This window comes from Amphritea sp. (assembly GCF_048266285.1).
Taxonomy (GTDB): Bacteria; Pseudomonadota; Gammaproteobacteria; order Pseudomonadales; family Balneatricaceae; genus Amphritea.
This window is the reverse complement of record NZ_JBLWZV010000012.1, coordinates 78142-96658: the sequence shown is the minus strand read 5'-3', so window position 1 is coordinate 96658 and position 18517 is coordinate 78142. Positions and strand designations below refer to the sequence as shown.

General features: G+C 50.6%; 11 protein-coding genes. 4 read left to right on the top strand and 7 right to left on the bottom strand.

Annotated elements, in window-relative coordinates; genetic code table 11:
* Positions 1 to 225 precede the first annotated feature (225 nt).
* Entirely contained in the window at positions 226 to 1725 is a 1500-nt protein-coding gene (locus tag ACN0T0_RS13595) for an aldehyde dehydrogenase family protein (RefSeq protein WP_417226946.1), read from the top strand.
* 334 nt (positions 1726 to 2059) lie between these two features.
* Positions 2060 to 2539 carry an NADAR family protein gene (locus tag ACN0T0_RS13590; protein ID WP_417226944.1) on the top strand — a complete coding sequence of 160 codons (480 nt, stop codon included), beginning with the start codon at positions 2060 to 2062 and terminating at the stop codon, positions 2537 to 2539.
* A gap of 48 nt (positions 2540 to 2587) precedes the next feature.
* On the opposite strand, the gene ACN0T0_RS13585 is transcribed toward ACN0T0_RS13590, so the two are convergent.
* From ACN0T0_RS13585 to peaA, 7 genes are all read right to left on the bottom strand, one after another.
* On the bottom strand, positions 2588 to 3949 hold the full coding sequence (locus tag ACN0T0_RS13585) for an NAD(P)/FAD-dependent oxidoreductase (protein WP_417226942.1): 1362 nt from the start codon (positions 3947 to 3949) through the stop codon (positions 2588 to 2590).
* Complete coding sequence (locus tag ACN0T0_RS13580) at positions 3949 to 4680, bottom strand: S8 family serine peptidase (RefSeq protein WP_417226940.1); 732 nt, start codon at positions 4678 to 4680, stop codon at positions 3949 to 3951. Before ACN0T0_RS13580 ends, ACN0T0_RS13585 begins: the two co-directional genes overlap by 1 nt.
* 1 nt (position 4681) lies before the next feature.
* Positions 4682 to 6409: an ABC transporter ATP-binding protein gene (locus ACN0T0_RS13575; protein ID WP_417226938.1), complete on the bottom strand. Its 1728-nt coding sequence runs from the start codon at positions 6407 to 6409 to the stop codon at positions 4682 to 4684.
* Between the two features lie 84 nt (positions 6410 to 6493).
* On the bottom strand, positions 6494 to 7630 hold the full coding sequence (gene peaD, locus ACN0T0_RS13570; RefSeq protein ID WP_320134604.1) for a quinohemoprotein amine dehydrogenase subunit beta: 1137 nt from the start codon (positions 7628 to 7630) through the stop codon (positions 6494 to 6496).
* 11 nt (positions 7631 to 7641) lie between these two features.
* The gene (qhpC, locus tag ACN0T0_RS13565) at positions 7642 to 7968 is read right to left on the bottom strand and encodes a quinohemoprotein amine dehydrogenase subunit gamma (RefSeq protein WP_126159490.1); all 327 of its coding nucleotides are present in this window, start codon (positions 7966 to 7968) and stop codon (positions 7642 to 7644) included.
* A 2-nt stretch (positions 7969 to 7970) separates the two neighbouring features.
* The gene (peaB, locus tag ACN0T0_RS13560) at positions 7971 to 9404 is read right to left on the bottom strand and encodes a quinohemoprotein amine dehydrogenase maturation protein (RefSeq protein ID WP_126159489.1); all 1434 of its coding nucleotides are present in this window, start codon (positions 9402 to 9404) and stop codon (positions 7971 to 7973) included.
* 62 nt (positions 9405 to 9466) lie between these two features.
* Complete coding sequence (peaA, locus tag ACN0T0_RS13555; protein WP_417226935.1) at positions 9467 to 11062, bottom strand: quinohemoprotein amine dehydrogenase subunit alpha; 1596 nt, start codon at positions 11060 to 11062, stop codon at positions 9467 to 9469.
* Positions 11063 to 11398: 336 nt separating this feature from the next.
* On the opposite strand from peaA, the gene ACN0T0_RS13550 reads away from it, so the two are divergent.
* Both ACN0T0_RS13550 and ACN0T0_RS13545 read left to right on the top strand, forming a co-directional pair.
* Entirely contained in the window at positions 11399 to 12118 is a 720-nt protein-coding gene (locus tag ACN0T0_RS13550) for a response regulator (protein WP_417226933.1), read from the top strand.
* 3 nt (positions 12119 to 12121) lie between these two features.
* The gene (locus ACN0T0_RS13545) at positions 12122 to 18490 is read left to right on the top strand and encodes an AAA family ATPase (protein ID WP_417226931.1); all 6369 of its coding nucleotides are present in this window, start codon (positions 12122 to 12124) and stop codon (positions 18488 to 18490) included.
* Positions 18491 to 18517: the final 27 nt, after the last annotated feature.

Below are 18517 nucleotides of genomic sequence, written 5' to 3'. Positions count from 1 at the left end.
TTTTTAACACTCTGTCTCAGAGTAAAACAGTTGGACGCTGTCAAAGCTCGCCTAAAAATCATGAACAAATACATATAAAACAATCAGTTAATTGCATTTAATAACTCTGGCACAGGCCTTGCGGTAGCAACTCTACTGAATAGCCATCCCACTGAGTTGCGGATTGTCTGTATAGGATTTCAGACCTCGGTCACAAAAAACATAACGATAATAAGGTTTATAAATATGAGCGAAACACAATTCTCCCCTTCGACAGCAGCGCTAGATTTTATTCAACGTCAGCATAAATTTTTGATCGGCGACCAATGGCTTGATGCCGAAGATGGCCGCACTCTACCGGTTATCAACCCTGCCAATGGCGAACAGATGGCCACCGTACCGAGTGGCAGCAAAGCGGATATTGATAAAGCGGTCGCTACAGCCCGTAAAACGTTTGAAGATTCAGAATGGAGCCGTATCAAGCCCGTCGATCGTCAAAAACTGTTATGGAACTTCGCCGATCTGATTGAAAAAAATGCGGGCTTGCTGGCTGAAATCGAAACACTGGATAATGGTAAAAATGTCGCCGTCGCAGAACATGTGGATATCCGTCTGGGTATCGACTTCCTGCGCTATATGGCTGGTTTTGCCACTAAAATCGAGGGGCGTAGTGTTGATGTTTCCGTGCCCTTTATGCCGGATGCTCAGTTCCATGGCTATACCCGTCGGGAAGCGGTCGGTGTGGTCGGCGCTATTGTCGCTTGGAACTTCCCTCTGCTACTCGCCTGCTGGAAACTCGGCCCAGCACTCGCGTCAGGTTGTACCGTGGTACTGAAACCAGCTGATGAAACACCACTCACCGCCCTGATGCTAGGTAAACTGGCACTGGAAGCGGGTTATCCACCGGGCGTCTTGAATGTTGTTACCGGCACCGGTATCGAAGCAGGTTCAGCCCTATCTCATCACCCCGATGTGGATAAACTCACCTTTACCGGTTCGACAGAGGTCGGCAAGCTCATCGGTAAAGCCGCGATGGATACCATGACACGGGTGACACTAGAACTCGGTGGTAAATCCCCCACCATCGTTTTAGAAGATGCCGATATCCCTACTGCAGCGGCCGGTGCAGCCAATGCCATCTTCTTTAACCAAGGGCAGGTATGCTGTGCCGGTTCACGTTTATATGTGCACAAAAAACACTTCGATAACGTCGTTGCCGATATCTCAAGCATTGCCGAAGAGATGACCATCGGAGCAGGCCTAAACCCTAATACGCAGATGGGCCCACTGATCTCGGCGAAACAGCAACAACGAGTGTGTAACTATATCGATCAAGGACGTCAGAGTGGTGCCACTATTACCACCGGTGGCGGTGCCGTAGATGGCCCGGGTTTCTTCGTTAAACCAACAGTGATGGTGGATGTCGACCAAAAATCTTCGGTGGTACAGGAAGAGATCTTTGGCCCGGTACTGGTCGCGATGCCTTTTGATGATATTGAAGAAGCGGTACGTATCGCGAACGACAGCCAATACGGCCTCGGTGCCAGCATCTGGTCAAACAACCTCTCGCAGGTACACCGGATGATCCCGCGCATCAAATCCGGTTCCGTCTGGGTTAACTGCCATACCGCACTCGATCCGGCCCTACCGTTCGGTGGCTATAAACAGTCAGGCCTAGGCCGGGAGATGGGCAGTGATGTGATCGAACATTACACCGAAGTAAAATCGGTATTGATGAGCATCTAAACCCGATCAGCACTTAACAAAAAGAGTAGCGGAGTGATCTGTTGCTCTTTATTCACCCTGACCATAGTGCAACGACGCTTAACACGACTATCCACTTTCACTTTTCCCCCTTTGACAACGAATCCTCTCGCCTGACAAAGCAACCGTCACCCCACGTAAAAACAACGCTTTCCCTCAAGCAGAAAAACCGCTAATTTAATACTTTAATTTAGTCAGTTAAGGACTCTAGGCTAACCGCTAATCAGCCTTGAAATACCCACTCGACGACTCACTCAGCCTAATGCCTCTAATCCTACTGCTGTTAGGTAAACACCGTTAGTCACTTGGAAAAAACATGTTTTTTAAACCGAAAGAAGAGAAAAAGCGCCTAACAGTCAACCGCGGTGACCCGAATAATCCACTGGCATCATATTCAAAACACACATTTGAATTGGATGGTTATGAATGGCCTTCGGTAGAACACTATTATCAGGCAATGAAATTTGGTGATGCGGAGTATGCTAAGCAGATTCGTCAGGCGGCCACACCGACAGACGCGGTGAAGCTCGGTAAAAGCAGACAACACGATAAACGCAAAGACTGGGATAAGATTAAGGTCACCGTCATGACCCGTGGTACTTACATCAAATGCCGTACCTATCCCGATATCGCTCAAACACTGCTCGATAGCGGCGATATCGACATTGCTGACCTGAGCCAGTACGACTATTTCTGGGGCAGTGGCCGCGATATGCGAGGTCATAATGCCTACGGTCACATGCTGATGGATATCCGTAACAAGCTAGCCGAAGAGGAGCAACAAAAGAAGTCTTAGCCTCACTCACCGACAGCCTAGAATAACGAGTTTTAAGCTCGGCTTACTCTACCGCACGGATGCTAGCCAACTATTCTGATACAGCCAGCGGGTCAAACCTTCTGCGGTGGACGGTGCCAGCCCTAATGTTTGTTGCAGACAGTCCTGAGGACTCTCATCCGCCGCGCGCTGTTGCAAAGCCCGCACCACTGGCGCCATCGCTAAGCCATTCAAATGCCAAATACCGAGAGGTTGATCATTGGTCGTGACCACTTCTTGAGCGGTAATTAAGCCGTTACTGACTACGGGTAACGTCTCAACCTTTAAGGACGCGGGATCGGTTTCCTGATGTAACGGTTCGCTATCGGGCCAGTTTCGTCGAGTGACCCAGAATGGATTATCCCAACGCGCTTCAGAGGCATAAAAATCTCGGCCAATACGGGCAAAACGGTAAAACAGATGGTCGACCCGTTGCTGGTAAAACTGCTTTGCCAACGGAGCATTCTCTGGTTGTTGCAGCAGCGTGTTAATTACTGCTGGGGCTTGCAAGGCACTGGATAGCGCCTGAAAAATACCGTTACCCGAGAGTGGATCGACAGCCATTGCGGCATCCCCTACCCTGATCCAGTTCCCCCCCACCGCTTCCCGGCAAAGTATCGGTGTGCTGGTGCGGGCATGGATAATCCCGCTTGGCTCGGCACTATCTAAAAAGGGCTCGGCACTCGATAGCGTCCGTAAGATGCGATTGCAGTGATCAATTAACTGGGATTTATCCGGCAGATTAGCACTAGCCACATCAAAGGTCAGCTGCAGATAGCGTGTGCCATCAGACCAAGCCGCCATCCAAGCCCAGCCATCCTGAAAGCTCTCAGCGGCGGACTGTGGTTGACAAGGAGCCCCCTGCCAATATTGCAACAATGACACCGTTTCACTGCCGCGTAAGCGTTCAAGACCGGCACCGGGCGCACTCCGACCCCGCGCTTCCACCAGAAAATCAGTGGTGATCAGCTGTGCGACAGCAACATCCCCATCAGCCTTAACCGAAATAGCATAACCGTCATCGTTCGGGTTAACCCTGTCCACACGGCCATCAATAACCGTAACGCCCGCGGCCTGCAAGTCCAACCCGATCCCTCGGTCTAACTCACTACGATTAACCAATCTTTCGGTATTGGCGCTATTGGTTTCACCGTTCCAACTAGCCATCCGTGGAGACGCCGCTGGTAAATTGGCGAGAGCCTGTTGAAAGCCCGCATTACGTAAACCTTCCAACACGCGTTCTGAGATCCCCTCAACCGCTTTAAAAGGTCGCGGCTGAGTGATGACGGTGACTTGATAACCCAGTTTTTTTAACCCTAATGCGGTGGCTCCTCCAGCAGGGCCGCCCCCAAGCACGACAATCTTTGCCATGCTCTGTTGGTCTCTCGTCATTATTCACTCCCTCCATTGCGGGCACCTTCCACCGCGGGGAAGCGCACTTCGACGCCAAAGTAACCGGCCTGACTTTCCAGCCAGTGATCGACCGCCGCCTGCTGAGCCTTTCCACCTTCGCTCAAATAGCGGCCAATATGACCGGTCAACTGAGCACAGCCGGCACTGGCACCGATCACCCCGTTGGCGGCTTTTACATAACCACCAAAATCCGCATATTGGGTTTTCAAACAGGATAACTGAGTAGCGTTTTCACAACGGGCATCACCGGTCATACGAAACACACCGGGATAAGCCGAAGGGTAAACAGGGTCCCCTTTAGCAGGCGACGAGGCACAGATGATCACCCCAGCAGCAATCGCTTTTTCACAGGCACGGCGTAACACCTCTCGGTCATTACGTAGCCCTAGACTCAGATTGATAAGATCAACCTTCTGTTCCACCAACCAATCGATGGCGGCGGCCACTTGTGCCGGTGTTGTGCTTAAACGCTCGTGGAAGATCTGGGCAATAGCAAAGTCTGCTGCCGGTGCTTGGGTTGCCATCACCTCTAACAGCGCAGAACCATGCCCAAGTTGATCATCACCGGCCGATGTTAAGACAACACCCTCATCATATTTAAACCCCTGCGCGGCAATCACCCGCTCGACGCCGGTCTTTGCCGATCTGGCAAAACCACAACCGCTATCAACAATACCGATTATCACCGGGTTGGATGTTGTTAATCCCATGTTACTCAACCTCCGACACTGAGTTTTCTGCCACCAGCTGGCCATCTTTTAATTCAATCCGCAGATCAACCCCACTGAGCGTCGAGGCCCGATGGCTGATCAGGATCCGGGTTTTACCGGCAAACACCCGGTTAACATTGGCAATCACTTCGGTTTCGGTGGCCTCATCCACCGCCGAGGTCGCCTCATCCAAAATCAAAATCACCGGCTGCTGCAAAATCGCCCGAGCGATCGCCACCCGCTGTTTCTGGCCACCAGACAGCTGACTACCACGTTCACCCAACGGGGTTTCTAAGCCCAACGGCAGGGACTCAATTAACGCCGACAGTTGGGCCTGTTCCGTGGCGGCTAACACCTCGGCATCGGTCGCCTCTGGCGCGGCATAACGGATATTTTCCATCAAAGTGCCGCGAAAGATAGTGATATCTTGGCTCACCAACGCCACCCGCTTACGCAGTTCCATTGGCGCCAATTGCTTCAAATTAATACCATCGATCAAAATACGCCCCTGCTGCGGATCGTAATAGCGCATCAGCAGATCAATCACGGTGGATTTACCCACCCCGGAGGGGCCAATCAAGGCGATACTGCCGCCAGCAGGCAGCACAACACTGGCATGATCGAGAATCGTTGCGCGATCTTGATAGCGGAAGCACACCCGATCAAACTGAATTTCACCGCGCATATCATCGGCCAGTGTGGTGGGGTTCTCAGGTGCAGCGATATCCGGCTCTGCCCGACGCAAGTCCATGACCCGATCGAGGCTGACCGACATCCGCTGAATCGCCACATACAGCCCCAATAAGCTTTGCACCGGGCCGGTGGCCATCCCCAAATAGGTCGAAAACGCGATTAAAGAGCCCAATTGCCACTGCCCTTCAATCACCCAATAACCGCCGATCAGAAATGCTGTGGCGCGGGTCAGTGAGGTCAGGGTGCCGGGCACCGCTTGAGTGAAAAATTCGGTGACCTGTAGTTTAAGCAGATCGGTAAGATAGTGATTACTCAGGTTATGCAGTTTACTGGATTCCCGTTTTTCTTGGGATACCGCCTGAATAAACTTCATTGCAGGCAGGGTTTCCACTAAAAAAGAGCTAAGGTCGGCCGAACGTTCGCGAATAATCCGCGCTTGGCGCTCAACTTTACGGCGCATCCAGCGCAGCCAAAGCACTTCTAAAGGAATCAGCACCAACACTAATAACGAGAGCTTCCATGAAAGCGTTATCAAGAGTGCGAACGCGCCAGCCAAACCCAACACACTGCTTAATGCCGAGAACATACTATCAACGGCAAAGCGCTGAATCTGAGACACATCGCCATCGAGACGGGAGAGAATATCGCCGATCCGTCGGCCACCATAAAACTGCGGCGACAGGGTTTGTAAATGCTCATACAGATGTTCGCGCAGGGCAAACAGAATTCGACCCGATAAACGGGTGTGTAGATAGCGGCTAATACCCGACAAGCCGGTGCTGAAGATACCGACGAAAATCATCGTTACCGCCATGGTGACTAACATGCCGTAATCTTTCGCCAGCAAGCCCTCATCAATCAGCAACTTGGTTAGCCAGGGTTGCAGCAACACTAACGCGGAGGAACACACCGACAGCAGCATTAAGCCAATTATCGCTTTTGATTGCGGTCGAACAAAGGTATAGAGCCAACGAAACGCCTCTTCTAACCGCTCTCGATCCTGCCCATCAATTGCTGCACTTAACCATCTGATCATGTTGACTCTTTTTATTATTCGCTTTAAATACAAAAAAGGCTGTCACCGGACAGCCTTTTACTTAACAGAACAACAATCGTCAGCTTACTTCAAAAATGCGATCCGCATGGCTGAGGTAGACTGATCACCCGGTAATTTGATTGAACCAATTTTCTCTAATGTATCAGGATCGTGGATCGAGATATCACTCGAAGTACCACCCACATAGATGGTCCGGTTTTGCGTCATATTTAGGTCGTAATAGGTATGTTCCATATTATGCACTGCGAGGGTCTTTTTCTCGCTAATGTCATGTTTGGACAGCGTATTAAACGCTCCGTAGAGTATATTACTATCGGTCGGATCGGTAATAAAGTTGAACACGATAAACTCAAACGGCAATATTTCGCCCTGTTCAACCTCACCGGTTTTAAGATCTACCCGGCTCATACCCCACCAGAACTCAGCTTTCTCCATATCACCCGGATCACCGTTCCACTTAATGGTGAAGTACGGCAGGATAAACTCATCTGCTTGCTCCCCTAAGGTGTGCATGGCAAACGCGTCAGGCTGTGTCCAGCTATCGCCCCGCTTCCAGTTTTGTAACAACGTCAGTACACGAATATCACCGTTTTGCGGATTAATCGCCTGCACATCATTACCACCGAGAATGACTTCACCGGTATCCATTGCCATGATCTTGGTTATCTGACGATCGACCGGGAAAGTTCTGATCGGCTTAGCATTAAGCCCAGCACTGGTGTCATATACCGCCAGTTGAGGTTCCATCACTTCATAGCGATCATTCAACTTACGGGTTGGGTTTTGCACCGTGTACAGCTCTTTACCATCTCGGCTAACCGCCAGTGACACAAAGCTTTTAACGGTAACGTTGTCATAAGATTGCTTCGCCGAGAAGACGATATCGCAGTTGGTAATATCAAAGCCAACCACATCTTCCCATTTATTGGTGCCGACATAGGCGATACGGCCATCCGGAGACGGTTCAACCGTCCCCTGACCAAAGGTGCCTGGCACATCACAGCTGCGCACAATTTTATTGGTTTCAGTATCGATCACATGCAACTGATTCGGACGGGTCACCGTCAACAGATATTCATGGCCACCGCCTTTCATACCGTTGAGATCCGCCGACGGGCTCATCGCACAACCAGACATCAGGGCAACAGTACCGGCGATACCAACCAAGGCAGCGGCTTTTATTGTATGGGTAAATTTCATCTGTGCCTCCTTCACTTCTGCTCTTCAGGGAAAATGCCGTCCAGCTTGCGCCAGTCTTCATCCGCCTTCGCCACATCCTGAGACCAATCAGGATAGTTACTCATGGTGTCAGGCACCTGAGCAGGCCACCAGCAGGCATCAGCACAACCATATAGATCAGATTCCATCGGTTGACACAGTGAACCCAAACCACCGAACGCATCGACTTCCCAGCCTGGATCGTTAGTGGACGTACAGCCCACGATGGTTTGCATAGCAACGACTTCTTCGACATCACCGGTCGATGTTGCCTTGTCGATCATTCTTGCTTTTTTATTAAACGACTTAAGATGTTTCATTTTCAAGCTCCTCGTCGCGGAGTCACATGGGCATCAAAAAAGCCCGGATTTTCTAGCATGATGTGGGTGTACGCTCTAACACCGAAGTCGACCCAGTCACGCAGTAGGTCGCAATAGTGATAAGAGGGTACGGTCGCATCACCGTATTTGGCATAACTCTCGTGATAACAACCGCCAGAACAGATATTGCGGATTCGGCAGGTTTCACAGCCGGTATCAGTACGGTCTAATCGGGTTTCAACAAATTCAGCTAATGCCGGTTTATCCAAACCTTCACTCACATCGCCGAACAGGGGCTGATCTGAGCCGGTAAACCGGTGACAGAGGTTAATACCGCCTTTGGTATCAACCGCGAGCAAGCCAACACCCGCACCACAGGGCAGCTGTTTCTTATTGCCCTCGTGAATATCGGTCATCAGCATATGCATATTGCCGTAGCCTAGATTTTTGCCCTCAAGAGCTGCATCCAGATACTTTTGGCCTAACCGCTTCATACCCGCAAACACCTCAACCATCTCTTCACCGGTGAGGTTGAATGAGGAAATATCGCCTGAAGTCACAGGGCCAAAGCCCACTTCGGCAAAGCCGAGATCGTGATACAGGTGATCGAATATAGCTTCTACATCGGTGATGCCTCGCGTCAACGTCACCCGACAGCCAACAGGGCGGGCGTTGTAGCGTGCTAACACCATTTGCGCCTTACGTTTAACGACATCGTAAGTGCCTTGGCCACCGACACTGATCCGGTTTTTATCGTGCATCGCCTTCGGCCCATCCATCGAGATGGTTAAGCCAAAACGGTGCTCGTTAAACCAGTCCACCAGCTTTTCGTTCAGCATGGTGGCGTTGGTGGTCATGGTGAAACTCACCTCTGCTTCACGGGTCGAAAACAACTCTTCACAATAAGCCACGACATTACGTATTAACGGCATATTGGTGAGCGGTTCGCCACCGAAGAACACCACGTTGTACTGACGCTGATCCGGAGACTCTTTCAGCATCATCTCGATCGACTGAACCGCTGTTTCAAAGCTCATCTTGTCACCCTCAGATGGGGTGGTCAGATCTTCTTTATAACAGTAAGTACAGCTGAGGTTACAACCGGTATTGGTGTTCAAAACAATGGTTGTCAATGGAAACTGGTCCACCGGTTTCGGATCAATATTGATCTGCTCCCGGGCACCCTTTTCAACCACAATTTTCAGTGTCTTTAACTCATCCAGAGTATCAACCACATCACCGGCACTGAACCGACCATCAAACCGTTCACGAATTTGAGGAGCAGACACCTCCCCCTCTGAGGTAAACAGTTCAATAAGCTCACGGCCCAGATCATCCAGCTCAAACAGACTGCTGGTTGGCACATGGAACAACATCCGTCGTTCCTCCACATCTACGAGGTGTAGATTGGGTTTTACCAGAGTTAAAGATCCCATATTCAATTTCTCTTCTTGTTATTGGTAACAGCGGTCATTAACAATTGTTATCGGTGCCAGTCTTACTGAATGGCGCGTTTGATATAACTCGGCACAGCCACCAACAGATCCGCTTCGCCTTCAACCGCTTTACCACCCTCTTTAACCGTCGCTACCACCGTCAGCATGCCGACGTTATTGGCAGACATGCGACGTTTAGGGTTAAGACCCGTATCGCCCGGTGTGAAGATACCTTTGCTATCGATGGTGCCAGCATACTCAAGATCTTTATCTTCAGCCGCCACTTCGTTTTGAGGTTTAAGCGACCAGTTAGCAGGCATATAACCGAGGTTTAAATCATCCTCGGTGCCTGGTTTACCGTCAGCACCTGCGGCAAAAGCGATGGCGCGGAAAGTTGATTTAATCTTAGGAATTTTGCCGCCATTGCCACCGATACGTGCCAAGCCATGCATAGGAGAAACCTGCACCGCCGCCACTTTATCGTACACCGCTAGCTGCGCTTTCGCCTTGGTCGAACCAACGGAAACATCGCGCATACCCACAGCGGCAGAACCCGACGCTTTCGCTAACACCACGACACGATCCGCATCACGTGACAGGACTTTAATCACCTGAACACCGTTGCCTAGTTTCACCGCACCGTTGAGGTAACCACCTTTAATGGTGATTTGAGTTTGCTGGCCTTGCTTAATCGCCGCAGGAGACAAAGCAACGATACCCGTTCCATTGACGGCTTTCAGTTCGCCACCGATTTCGTCATGGGCGCTTTGATACATCCGTCCAGTCAGCGTAGAGCCATCTTCAGAGGCGGCCATGACTTGACGTACACGAACACCATCAAGGGTCAAACCAGCACGCCATTCAAAACCAGAAAAGACTTTAGCACTACCCGTACCGCGCAGTTCAGAGCCATCAGCATAATGCCCGACCATGGTGACGGAATAGTTATCTTTTGAGGTTTGAGCGGCCGTCAGCACAGCACTGTAATCACCTTTTTCTGGCATGAAGCCAGAAACAGACCAGCTACCATTAAGCACAGGCTTGGCTGCGTTTTCCCACTTAGCCCAAGCTGCATCATTGAAGGCATAATCCATCGCCAGCTTAGGGGCCGTTTCATTCAGCGCAATATCGTACCAACGACGATCTCGCGACAATGCGTGTAGTTCTAGGGTTGGATGCACCGCCATATGGGTGGTTACCAACTCTTTCCACTCGCCTTCAGTCCGGCGCTGCAGACCAAAGCGGGCGTTTGAATGACACCGGGCACACATTTCGACATACGCTGGATCAACGTCTTCAACAACATTTGGCTGTTGTTCTAACGCATAGCGATGCTTAGCGGTTTCGGACGGCGCCAAGCCTTGAGTATCAGACAGATACTTAATCAGTGTCTGTTTTTCTTCGCTGGTTATATGTAAGCCATTAAGATGCTCCATACGTTGCAGCGTCATCTGCCAGCCTTCCGGCGTTTTGCGTTGTTCACTGATTCTAGAATAAGGTTTGTCAGGATTATCGGTCTGAGTATGACAAAGAAGGCACTTAGCCTTAATGATCTCATCCCCACCCATAGCCCAACTCGCCCCAGGGGTTAGCATCGTCCCCACCAGCGCCAGTGCACTCGCATTGAGTAGTGCATACTTGGATTTATTATTATTCAAGGCCAATCACTCCTGTAAGAATTATTTTGCAGCACCGGTATTGTCAATTAAATACCGGCGCAGGCCCTCATCTTTCATTATTAGATCGCTGCTCACCAGCTTCACCCAAACTAACGGTCAGGTGTAAATGAATTTCCGGGGATTTGTGTTAAGTTGTCCGTTAATGTAACAAGATGTAACGATTACCGATTAATAACAAATAAACTTATTACGTTACAATTAGTTACCCTGAAAACGATCTACACCCGAGTTTCGCATGAATCACTGTTCCGACAGCGAAGTGCTTGGTAGACTCGATGGTGACGAGTAACCACAAAATGATAATAGTTGCAGACCATGAATCTATCCATTGAACAGCCACACATTCTGATTGTTGAAGATGACTTTGCCTCCCGTGCGCTGCTGGTCAGCTATTTCGAAAGCGAAGGCTACCGGGTCAGTGAGACAGATCATGGCGAAAGCCTAGTACAGCGGGTATTGGATGAAACCATCAACCTCGTGCTGCTCGATATTAACCTGCCGGGTAAAGATGGCTTATCCCTCACCCGGGAACTGCGGGCGCATTCCAAAGTGGGCATTATTCTGGTCACCAGCAAAGGCGATGAGATCGACCGTATTGTTGGCCTCGAGCTCGGGGCCGATGATTATGTTACCAAACCCTTTAACCCTCGCGAGCTACTGGTGCGGGCCAAAAACCTGCTCTGGCGGGTGACCGATCAGGCAACCCCTGAAAAAAACAACAGTCGTCATCTAATCCAGTTTGAAGGCTGGACCCTCGACTGCAGCCGCCGCTTATTAGAAGGCCCCGATGGTTCGGAGCGGCTGCCAGAGGGTGAGTTTAAACTCTTTCATGCACTGATCAGCAGCCGTGGACAGGTGCTCAGCCGAGACCAGCTAATGGATGCGATCCATGACCGCGAATGGACCCCCAATGACCGCTCGATCGATGTTTTAGTGGGTCGCTTACGGCGTAAACTCAACGACAACCCTCTCGACCCTCACTTTATTTTGACCGCCCACGGAGCCGGTTACATGTTTGCCGGTGAGGTAAAATAACCCATGGGGGTCTTGCCTGGGTTTAAACTACTGAGCATCATCCATCGGGGTAAACACTGCACCATCAGACGGGCCATCAGAGAGAGCGATCAACGCCTCGTCATCATCAAACAGCTGAATAACAGCACCAACACCCCGGAAGAGTTACACCGTTTCGAACATGAAGATGAGTTACTCAGCGCCTTAAATATTGATGGCATCGTCGCACCGCTAATGTTCGCCAGCGTGAACACTCGCCCGATATTGGTATTCCCCGACCGAGGCGGTCTCTCCCTACGACAAACATTGCAGCAAAAAGAGGCCCATTGGCATGAGATACTGCCGATGGCCATTGCCATCAGCGAGCTACTGGGCAGACTTCACAGTGAACGGGTGATTCACAAGAAACTATCACCGGATAATATTCTCTGGTTAGCCGACAGCGGCACGGCTCAGTTGATCGACTTTTCGCTAGCCACCCGCCTCACCCGCGAACAGGCTAGTTGGAACTCACAACAGATCTCGATTGATGATCTTCGTTATATCGCCCCAGAACAAACCGGCCGTATCAACCGTCATATCGATTATCGCAGCGATTTCTACAGTCTCGGCGTCACCCTATATGAAGCCTTTTGTGGCCGCCCACCCTTTCGCAGTGACGAACGCCTAAAGCTTATTCACAGCCATATTGCCAAGCACCCGAAAGCACCACACAAAGTCAATCCAGCAGTACCAGAGATGCTGAGTCGTATCGTGCTAAAACTGATGGCCAAAGATGCCTCAGAGCGCTACCAATCCAGTTTTGCTCTATCGCAAGACCTGAAAAAATGTCTCGACCTCTGGCATCAGTTAGCATCGATCCCGCTATTTAACTTGGCCAGCCAAGATATTTCTGAACACTTTTCGGTGCCCCAGCGACTCTATGGCCGCGCCGCGACCATCCAAAAGCTGCGTAACAGTTTTGATCAGATGATGATGCGGCGCCAAGAATTGATCCTTATCACCGGTTATGCGGGGGTCGGTAAATCGAGTCTGGTACATGAATTACGGCATTATATTCATGAGCAAAACGGACGCTTTATTAGTGGCAAATTCGACCAATTTCGTCGAACACGCCCCTATTCTGGTATTTTTATCGCGTTACAAGCGCTCATCCGGCAACTGCTGACCGAGAGCGAACAAGAGATCTCGTTATACCGGGAAGCCATTCTTAAATCACTGGGCCAACATGCTGGTGCACTGGTGCGACTGCTGCCCGAACTGGAACTGGTAATCGGCAAGCAACCGAGCGAAAATCGAGTCTCGGTCTTGGAAGAACAAAACCGTTTTTCCCGTCTGGTCAAAGCACTGCTGCAGGTGTTCGCCACCGAAGAGCAGCCACTGTTACTGTTTCTTGATGATCTCCATTGGGGCGATCTAGCATCCTTTAACCTAATTACCTCGCTATGCGAAAACGGCGATATTCCCAATTTATTACTGGTCGGTAGCTATCGCGACCAAGAAGTCGGCCCGACCCATCCGTTAACACTGGCCATCGGGCGTATCAAAAAAGGCGGCTGCCACCTCAGTGAAATATTGCTTGAGCCGCTGAATAAAGCGCAAATTATCCGCCTCATCGCCGACACCTTGAGAACCGAACCGCAACGCTGTACCGCGCTAGCACAGATCTGTCTCGAAAAAACCCAGGGTAACCCTTTTTTCCTGATTCAGTTTCTCTACTCGCTTCACGATGACGGTTTAATCAGTTTCCATGAAAACCGCTGGCAGTGGGATGAGCAGAAAATTCAGTCGCGGGAGATGAGCGACAACGTTATCGATTTGATGGTCAGTAAGATTCAGAAACTGCCTAAAAATAGCCAGAACGCCCTGCAGATGGCCGCCTGTATCGGTAGCCCCTTCGACCTTAACACCCTTTCAACGGTCCTCGAGTTAACCATTCCGCAGCTGACTGAAGGGCTTTTTAACGCGGTGCGTGAAGGGCTATTGATTCCTCTGAATATCAACTACCCAAGCCTTTCGGGACTCACCTTTGAGCGACACCGCTACCGGTTTGTCCATGACCGAATTCAACAGGCCGCTTACTCCCTGATCCCTGAAGCGCTGCGACAACAGCTCCACCTACAGATTGGTCGGTTATTACAGCAACGTTTCGCCGGCCAAAGCAGCGCCCCAATATTTGAAATCACCAACCACCTCAACAGTGCTCGCTCACTCATAGAATCGACTGCCGAACTCACCGAGCTGGCATCACTCAACTGCCAATCCGGTATACAAGCACTCGATTCCGCCGCCTTTGATGCCGCTCAAGATTATTTTGAAACCGGTATCGAACTGCTGCCTGAGGATTGTTGGCAGCAACACTACGAACTGACCTTAACACTCTATAAAAGTGGCGCTGAAGCCGCTTATATTCGCTCGCGGTATGAGCAGATGGACACTCTGATCGATCAGGTCATTGCCAACGGCAATAATGTCCTCGACCGTGTCAAAGTCTATGAGATCAGAATTCAATCCTATATCGCCCGCAACAAATTTGATCAGGCGATGAATGAAGCCTTACAAGTACTGCCGATGCTCGGGGTCGTTTTGCCGCAGAATCCCGGCCGAGTGCATATTTGGAAAGGCATTCTGCGTACCCAGTGGCTGTTACATCGGCGCACAGCCGAACAGATACTCAGCGCTCCACCGATGCAAGATCCCCATGATTTGGCGGCCCTGTCGATTCTGGCAAGTATGTTTGGCGCGGTAAAATTCTCCAGTTCGGCACTGCGACCACTGGTAATGGCCAAAGAGGTCGAATTAACCCTAACGCGGGGCATAACCGCCCATTCGGCGATGGCCTTTGCCGGTTATGCCGGCACCCTCTGTGGTAAGTATTCCGCCATTGAACAGGGTTATCGCTTGGGCTGTGTGGCAATGGAACTCGATCAGCGACAACCCGATCGTCTGTTACATCACCGCACCACCTCCCTGTTTGACTCCTATGTACGGCATTGGAAAGAGCCATTGAAAAACTCTATCGACTCCCTGTTAGAGGGGCATCAACAGGCCATTAACTGCGGTGATGTGGAATGGGGTAGTTATTGCCTCGCCGCCTGGATTCAATATGCCTTCACCCAAGCGGATAACTTCGCCGAGATTCAACCAACCATCGAGAGTTATACCCGTTCGTTGCAACAATACGGCCAGAAACCCTCGATCCAATACTCGTTACAAGCATTGCAGGCCATCGATAATCTACTGGGGCGAAATGCCAATCCCAATGGCTTTTTCGGCCGCTTCTTCACCCAAGAGATGCTCGATCAAAACCATCGTGAAGATCACCGCACCGCCATCGCCACCTACCATTATTATGCGGCGCTGTTCTGCTATATCATCGAAGACTACCCTCAGGCACTACAACATTGTCAGACCGGTATGCCCTACCTACCCCATATTGTCGGCACCTATACCTCGGCCTGTTTAGAGTATCTGACCGCCCTATCGCTACTGGCACAGCTCGATGAGTTCAGCGTGTTGCAGCAGCGACAAAAGTTAAAAACGGTACGACGCATTATCCGCCGGGCTAAACGCTGGGCCTATCACGGCCCGGAGAACCATCAGTATTTCGCCGATCTACTGCAGGCCGAATATCACCGCGTCTGCCACCGCTATAGTCAGGCGATGGACTTTTACGATGCGGCTATCCGTGAAGCGCAGAGTAACCACTTTCATTTGATTGCCGCATTGGCCCGGGAAGTGGCTGGCCGCTGCTATCTCGAATGGGGTAAGGATAATATTGCTAGCACCTATTTAAATGAGGCGTGGAACGATTATCTGAAGTTGCAGGTCAAGCCTAAACTGCAGCAATTACAGCAACAATACCCCGAGATGTTTGGTGACCGGAACATCACCAGTAACCACAATAACAAGACCGTCATTAGCGTTGATGACTCCGCTAATATTTCCAACCAACATCTGGATATTATCTCGGTGATCCGTTCTTCTCAGGCGATTTCCGATGAGATCGAACTGGAAAAATTGCTCGGTCGATTGATGACCTTGGCGTTAGAAAGCGCCGGTGCTCAGCGCGCCATTCTGATCCTTAAAGACAAAGAACATCTGTATATCGAAGCGGAAGCCGAATCCGACCGGACGCCCCACTTCTTTAACGGCCTAGCCTTGGAGGATAGCAACCGCTTACCCACCAGCATTATTCACTATGCGGCCCGTACCAAAGAAACCGTGGTATTGAGTAATGCCCACAGCCATGAAATGTTTATGCAGGACAGTTATATCCGCAAACATAAACCACGTTCACTGCTGTGCAAACCTATTTTATATCATGGCGAACTGACCGCGGTGCTATATCTCGAAAACAATGAGAGTCGCAATGTCTTTGACCCGTCTCGTTTAGAAACGCTGCAAATCCTCTCGGCGCAGGCAGCGATCTCCATCGAAAATGCCAAGCTCTACTCCAGCCTAAAACATTCAGAACAGGAATACCGTTCACTGTTTGAAAACACCGTCGAGGCGATTTTTAGAGCCAGCCCTCAAGGACACTTTATCTCCGCCAACCCAGCGTTGGCCGAGTTACTTGGCTATTCCTCTCCGGCAGAGTTTCTTAACGCGATTACCGATATTGCCAGCCAGTGTTTTGCTAACAGCCATGATTTGCACAGTTTTCTACAACAGCTGGCTCAGAACAACCGTGTCACCGATTTTGAAACCGAATGGTTGCGCCGGGATGGCTCCAGCGTCAATCTATCGATCTCGGCCCGACGTGAATTGGATAATCGCGGTAATGCACTCTATTACGAAGGCTCGCTTACCAATATCACCGAGCGCAAAGCCAAAGAGCAGGCCCAACTAAACCTACAGCGCTCAGAAGCGTCCAGTCAGGCTAAATCAGAATTCTTGGCCACCATCAGCCATGAAATCAGAACCCCGATGAATGGTATTCTAGGTATGGCGCAGCTGTTGGAAACCCAGCAACTGCAACCGGAGCAACGTAAACATGTACAGGCTATCTACCAGTCGGGACAAACCCTGCTTTCCATTCTTAATGATGTGCTCGATTTCACCAAGGTTGAAGCCGGGCAGACCGAACTCGATCTAACCCCTTTTTCAATCCAGCAGGTGTTGGAAGAACTCGAACTGATTCTTCGGCCGATGGCGCACAATAAGCAGCTACAATTACAACTCACGATTAACGACCCATTGCCCGAGGTGGTGATCGGTGATCGGCGCAGCTTAGGCCAGGTGCTGATGAACCTCTGCGCCAATGCGATTAAGTTTACCCAGCAAGGCTATGTGGCCATCACCGTGTGCTGTGAAACCAGCGGTGACACTATCGGACTCCATGTCACCATAGAAGACAGCGGCATTGGCATTCCCAAAGAATCCCACCATCGAATTTTCCAGCACTTTTCCCAAGCCGATTCCTCGATTACTCGCCGTTATGGGGGCACTGGACTCGGGCTGGCGATCAGTAAAAAAATAGTCGAGCTGCAACAGGGAGAGATCGGCTTTGATAGTGAAGCCGGTAAAGGCAGCCGCTTCTGGTTTAGCCTACCCTACCAGCGGCCCACTGAAGCGACACAAAACCCTGCCCAGCCCGCCAAGCAAATCAAAGGTCAACCGCTGCGTATTCTACTGGTTGAAGATACTGAAATTAATCAACAGGTGGCGACCGGTTTACTGGAAAGTGACGGGCACTCGGTGGATATTGCCGCCAACGGCTATCAAGCGCTGCAACTGCATGATCAGCATGACTATGATCTGGTATTAATGGATATCCACCTGCCCGATATGGACGGTATGGAAACCACCCGCCGGTTGCGCCAGCATGCTCAGTCAGCCAAAGCCCATATCCGGGTGATCGCTCTCACTGCCAGCATCACCGAAGCAGAGATCAATAACTACTATTCCGCCGGTATCGATGCGGTGATCGGCAAACCGATCCAATTCACCGAACTACAGCAACTGATTGGTAAACAACAATCAAAATTAGGTAAGTCAATCACTACCATGGATACGCCTGCGAATAACGCACAACCCACCAGTAACAGTCACTACCTAAACCCCTCACTGGTGCAACAGCACGCCGATATGCTGGGAATGGAAAAATTCGCACGTCTGATCGGCCAGCTTGAATCCCAATGTGAACAGCTGATCAGCGAATTAGAACACGCTCAGCAACAAAACAATCTGACACAACTTCGCTCGATCGCCCACCAACTTAGCGGTGCCGCCGCCAATTTTGGTCTGCTGGCTTTAGCCAGCCAGTGTAAAGCCTTAGAAGAAGACCGCGAGACCCCAACGCCAAACACCTATGATGCACTGCGTGACCTGTTACTAATCAGTCTGACAAAGCTGCGGGAATTTAATCAACAACACGGCGCTAAACCTTAACCGCTAAGACTCGCTAGCCCTCGGCCA

What these genes read in the sequence shown, in the direction of transcription:
- peaB (WP_126159489.1), bottom strand. Translation starts at nt 9,404, where the DNA reads ATGGGATCTTTAACTCTGGTAAAACCCAATCTACACCTCGTAGATGTG.
- ACN0T0_RS13550 (WP_417226933.1), top strand. Translation starts at nt 11,399, where the DNA reads ATGAATCTATCCATTGAACAGCCACACATTCTGATTGTTGAAGATGAC.
- ACN0T0_RS13585 (WP_417226942.1), bottom strand. Translation starts at nt 3,949, where the DNA reads ATGACGAGAGACCAACAGAGCATGGCAAAGATTGTCGTGCTTGGGGGC.
- ACN0T0_RS13575 (WP_417226938.1), bottom strand. Translation starts at nt 6,409, where the DNA reads ATGATCAGATGGTTAAGTGCAGCAATTGATGGGCAGGATCGAGAGCGG.
- ACN0T0_RS13590 (WP_417226944.1), top strand. Translation starts at nt 2,060, where the DNA reads ATGTTTTTTAAACCGAAAGAAGAGAAAAAGCGCCTAACAGTCAACCGC.
- qhpC (WP_126159490.1), bottom strand. Translation starts at nt 7,968, where the DNA reads ATGAAACATCTTAAGTCGTTTAATAAAAAAGCAAGAATGATCGACAAG.
- ACN0T0_RS13580 (WP_417226940.1), bottom strand. Translation starts at nt 4,680, where the DNA reads ATGGGATTAACAACATCCAACCCGGTGATAATCGGTATTGTTGATAGC.
- peaD (WP_320134604.1), bottom strand. Translation starts at nt 7,630, where the DNA reads ATGAAATTTACCCATACAATAAAAGCCGCTGCCTTGGTTGGTATCGCC.
- ACN0T0_RS13595 (WP_417226946.1), top strand. Translation starts at nt 226, where the DNA reads ATGAGCGAAACACAATTCTCCCCTTCGACAGCAGCGCTAGATTTTATT.
- ACN0T0_RS13545 (WP_417226931.1), top strand. Translation starts at nt 12,122, where the DNA reads ATGGGGGTCTTGCCTGGGTTTAAACTACTGAGCATCATCCATCGGGGT.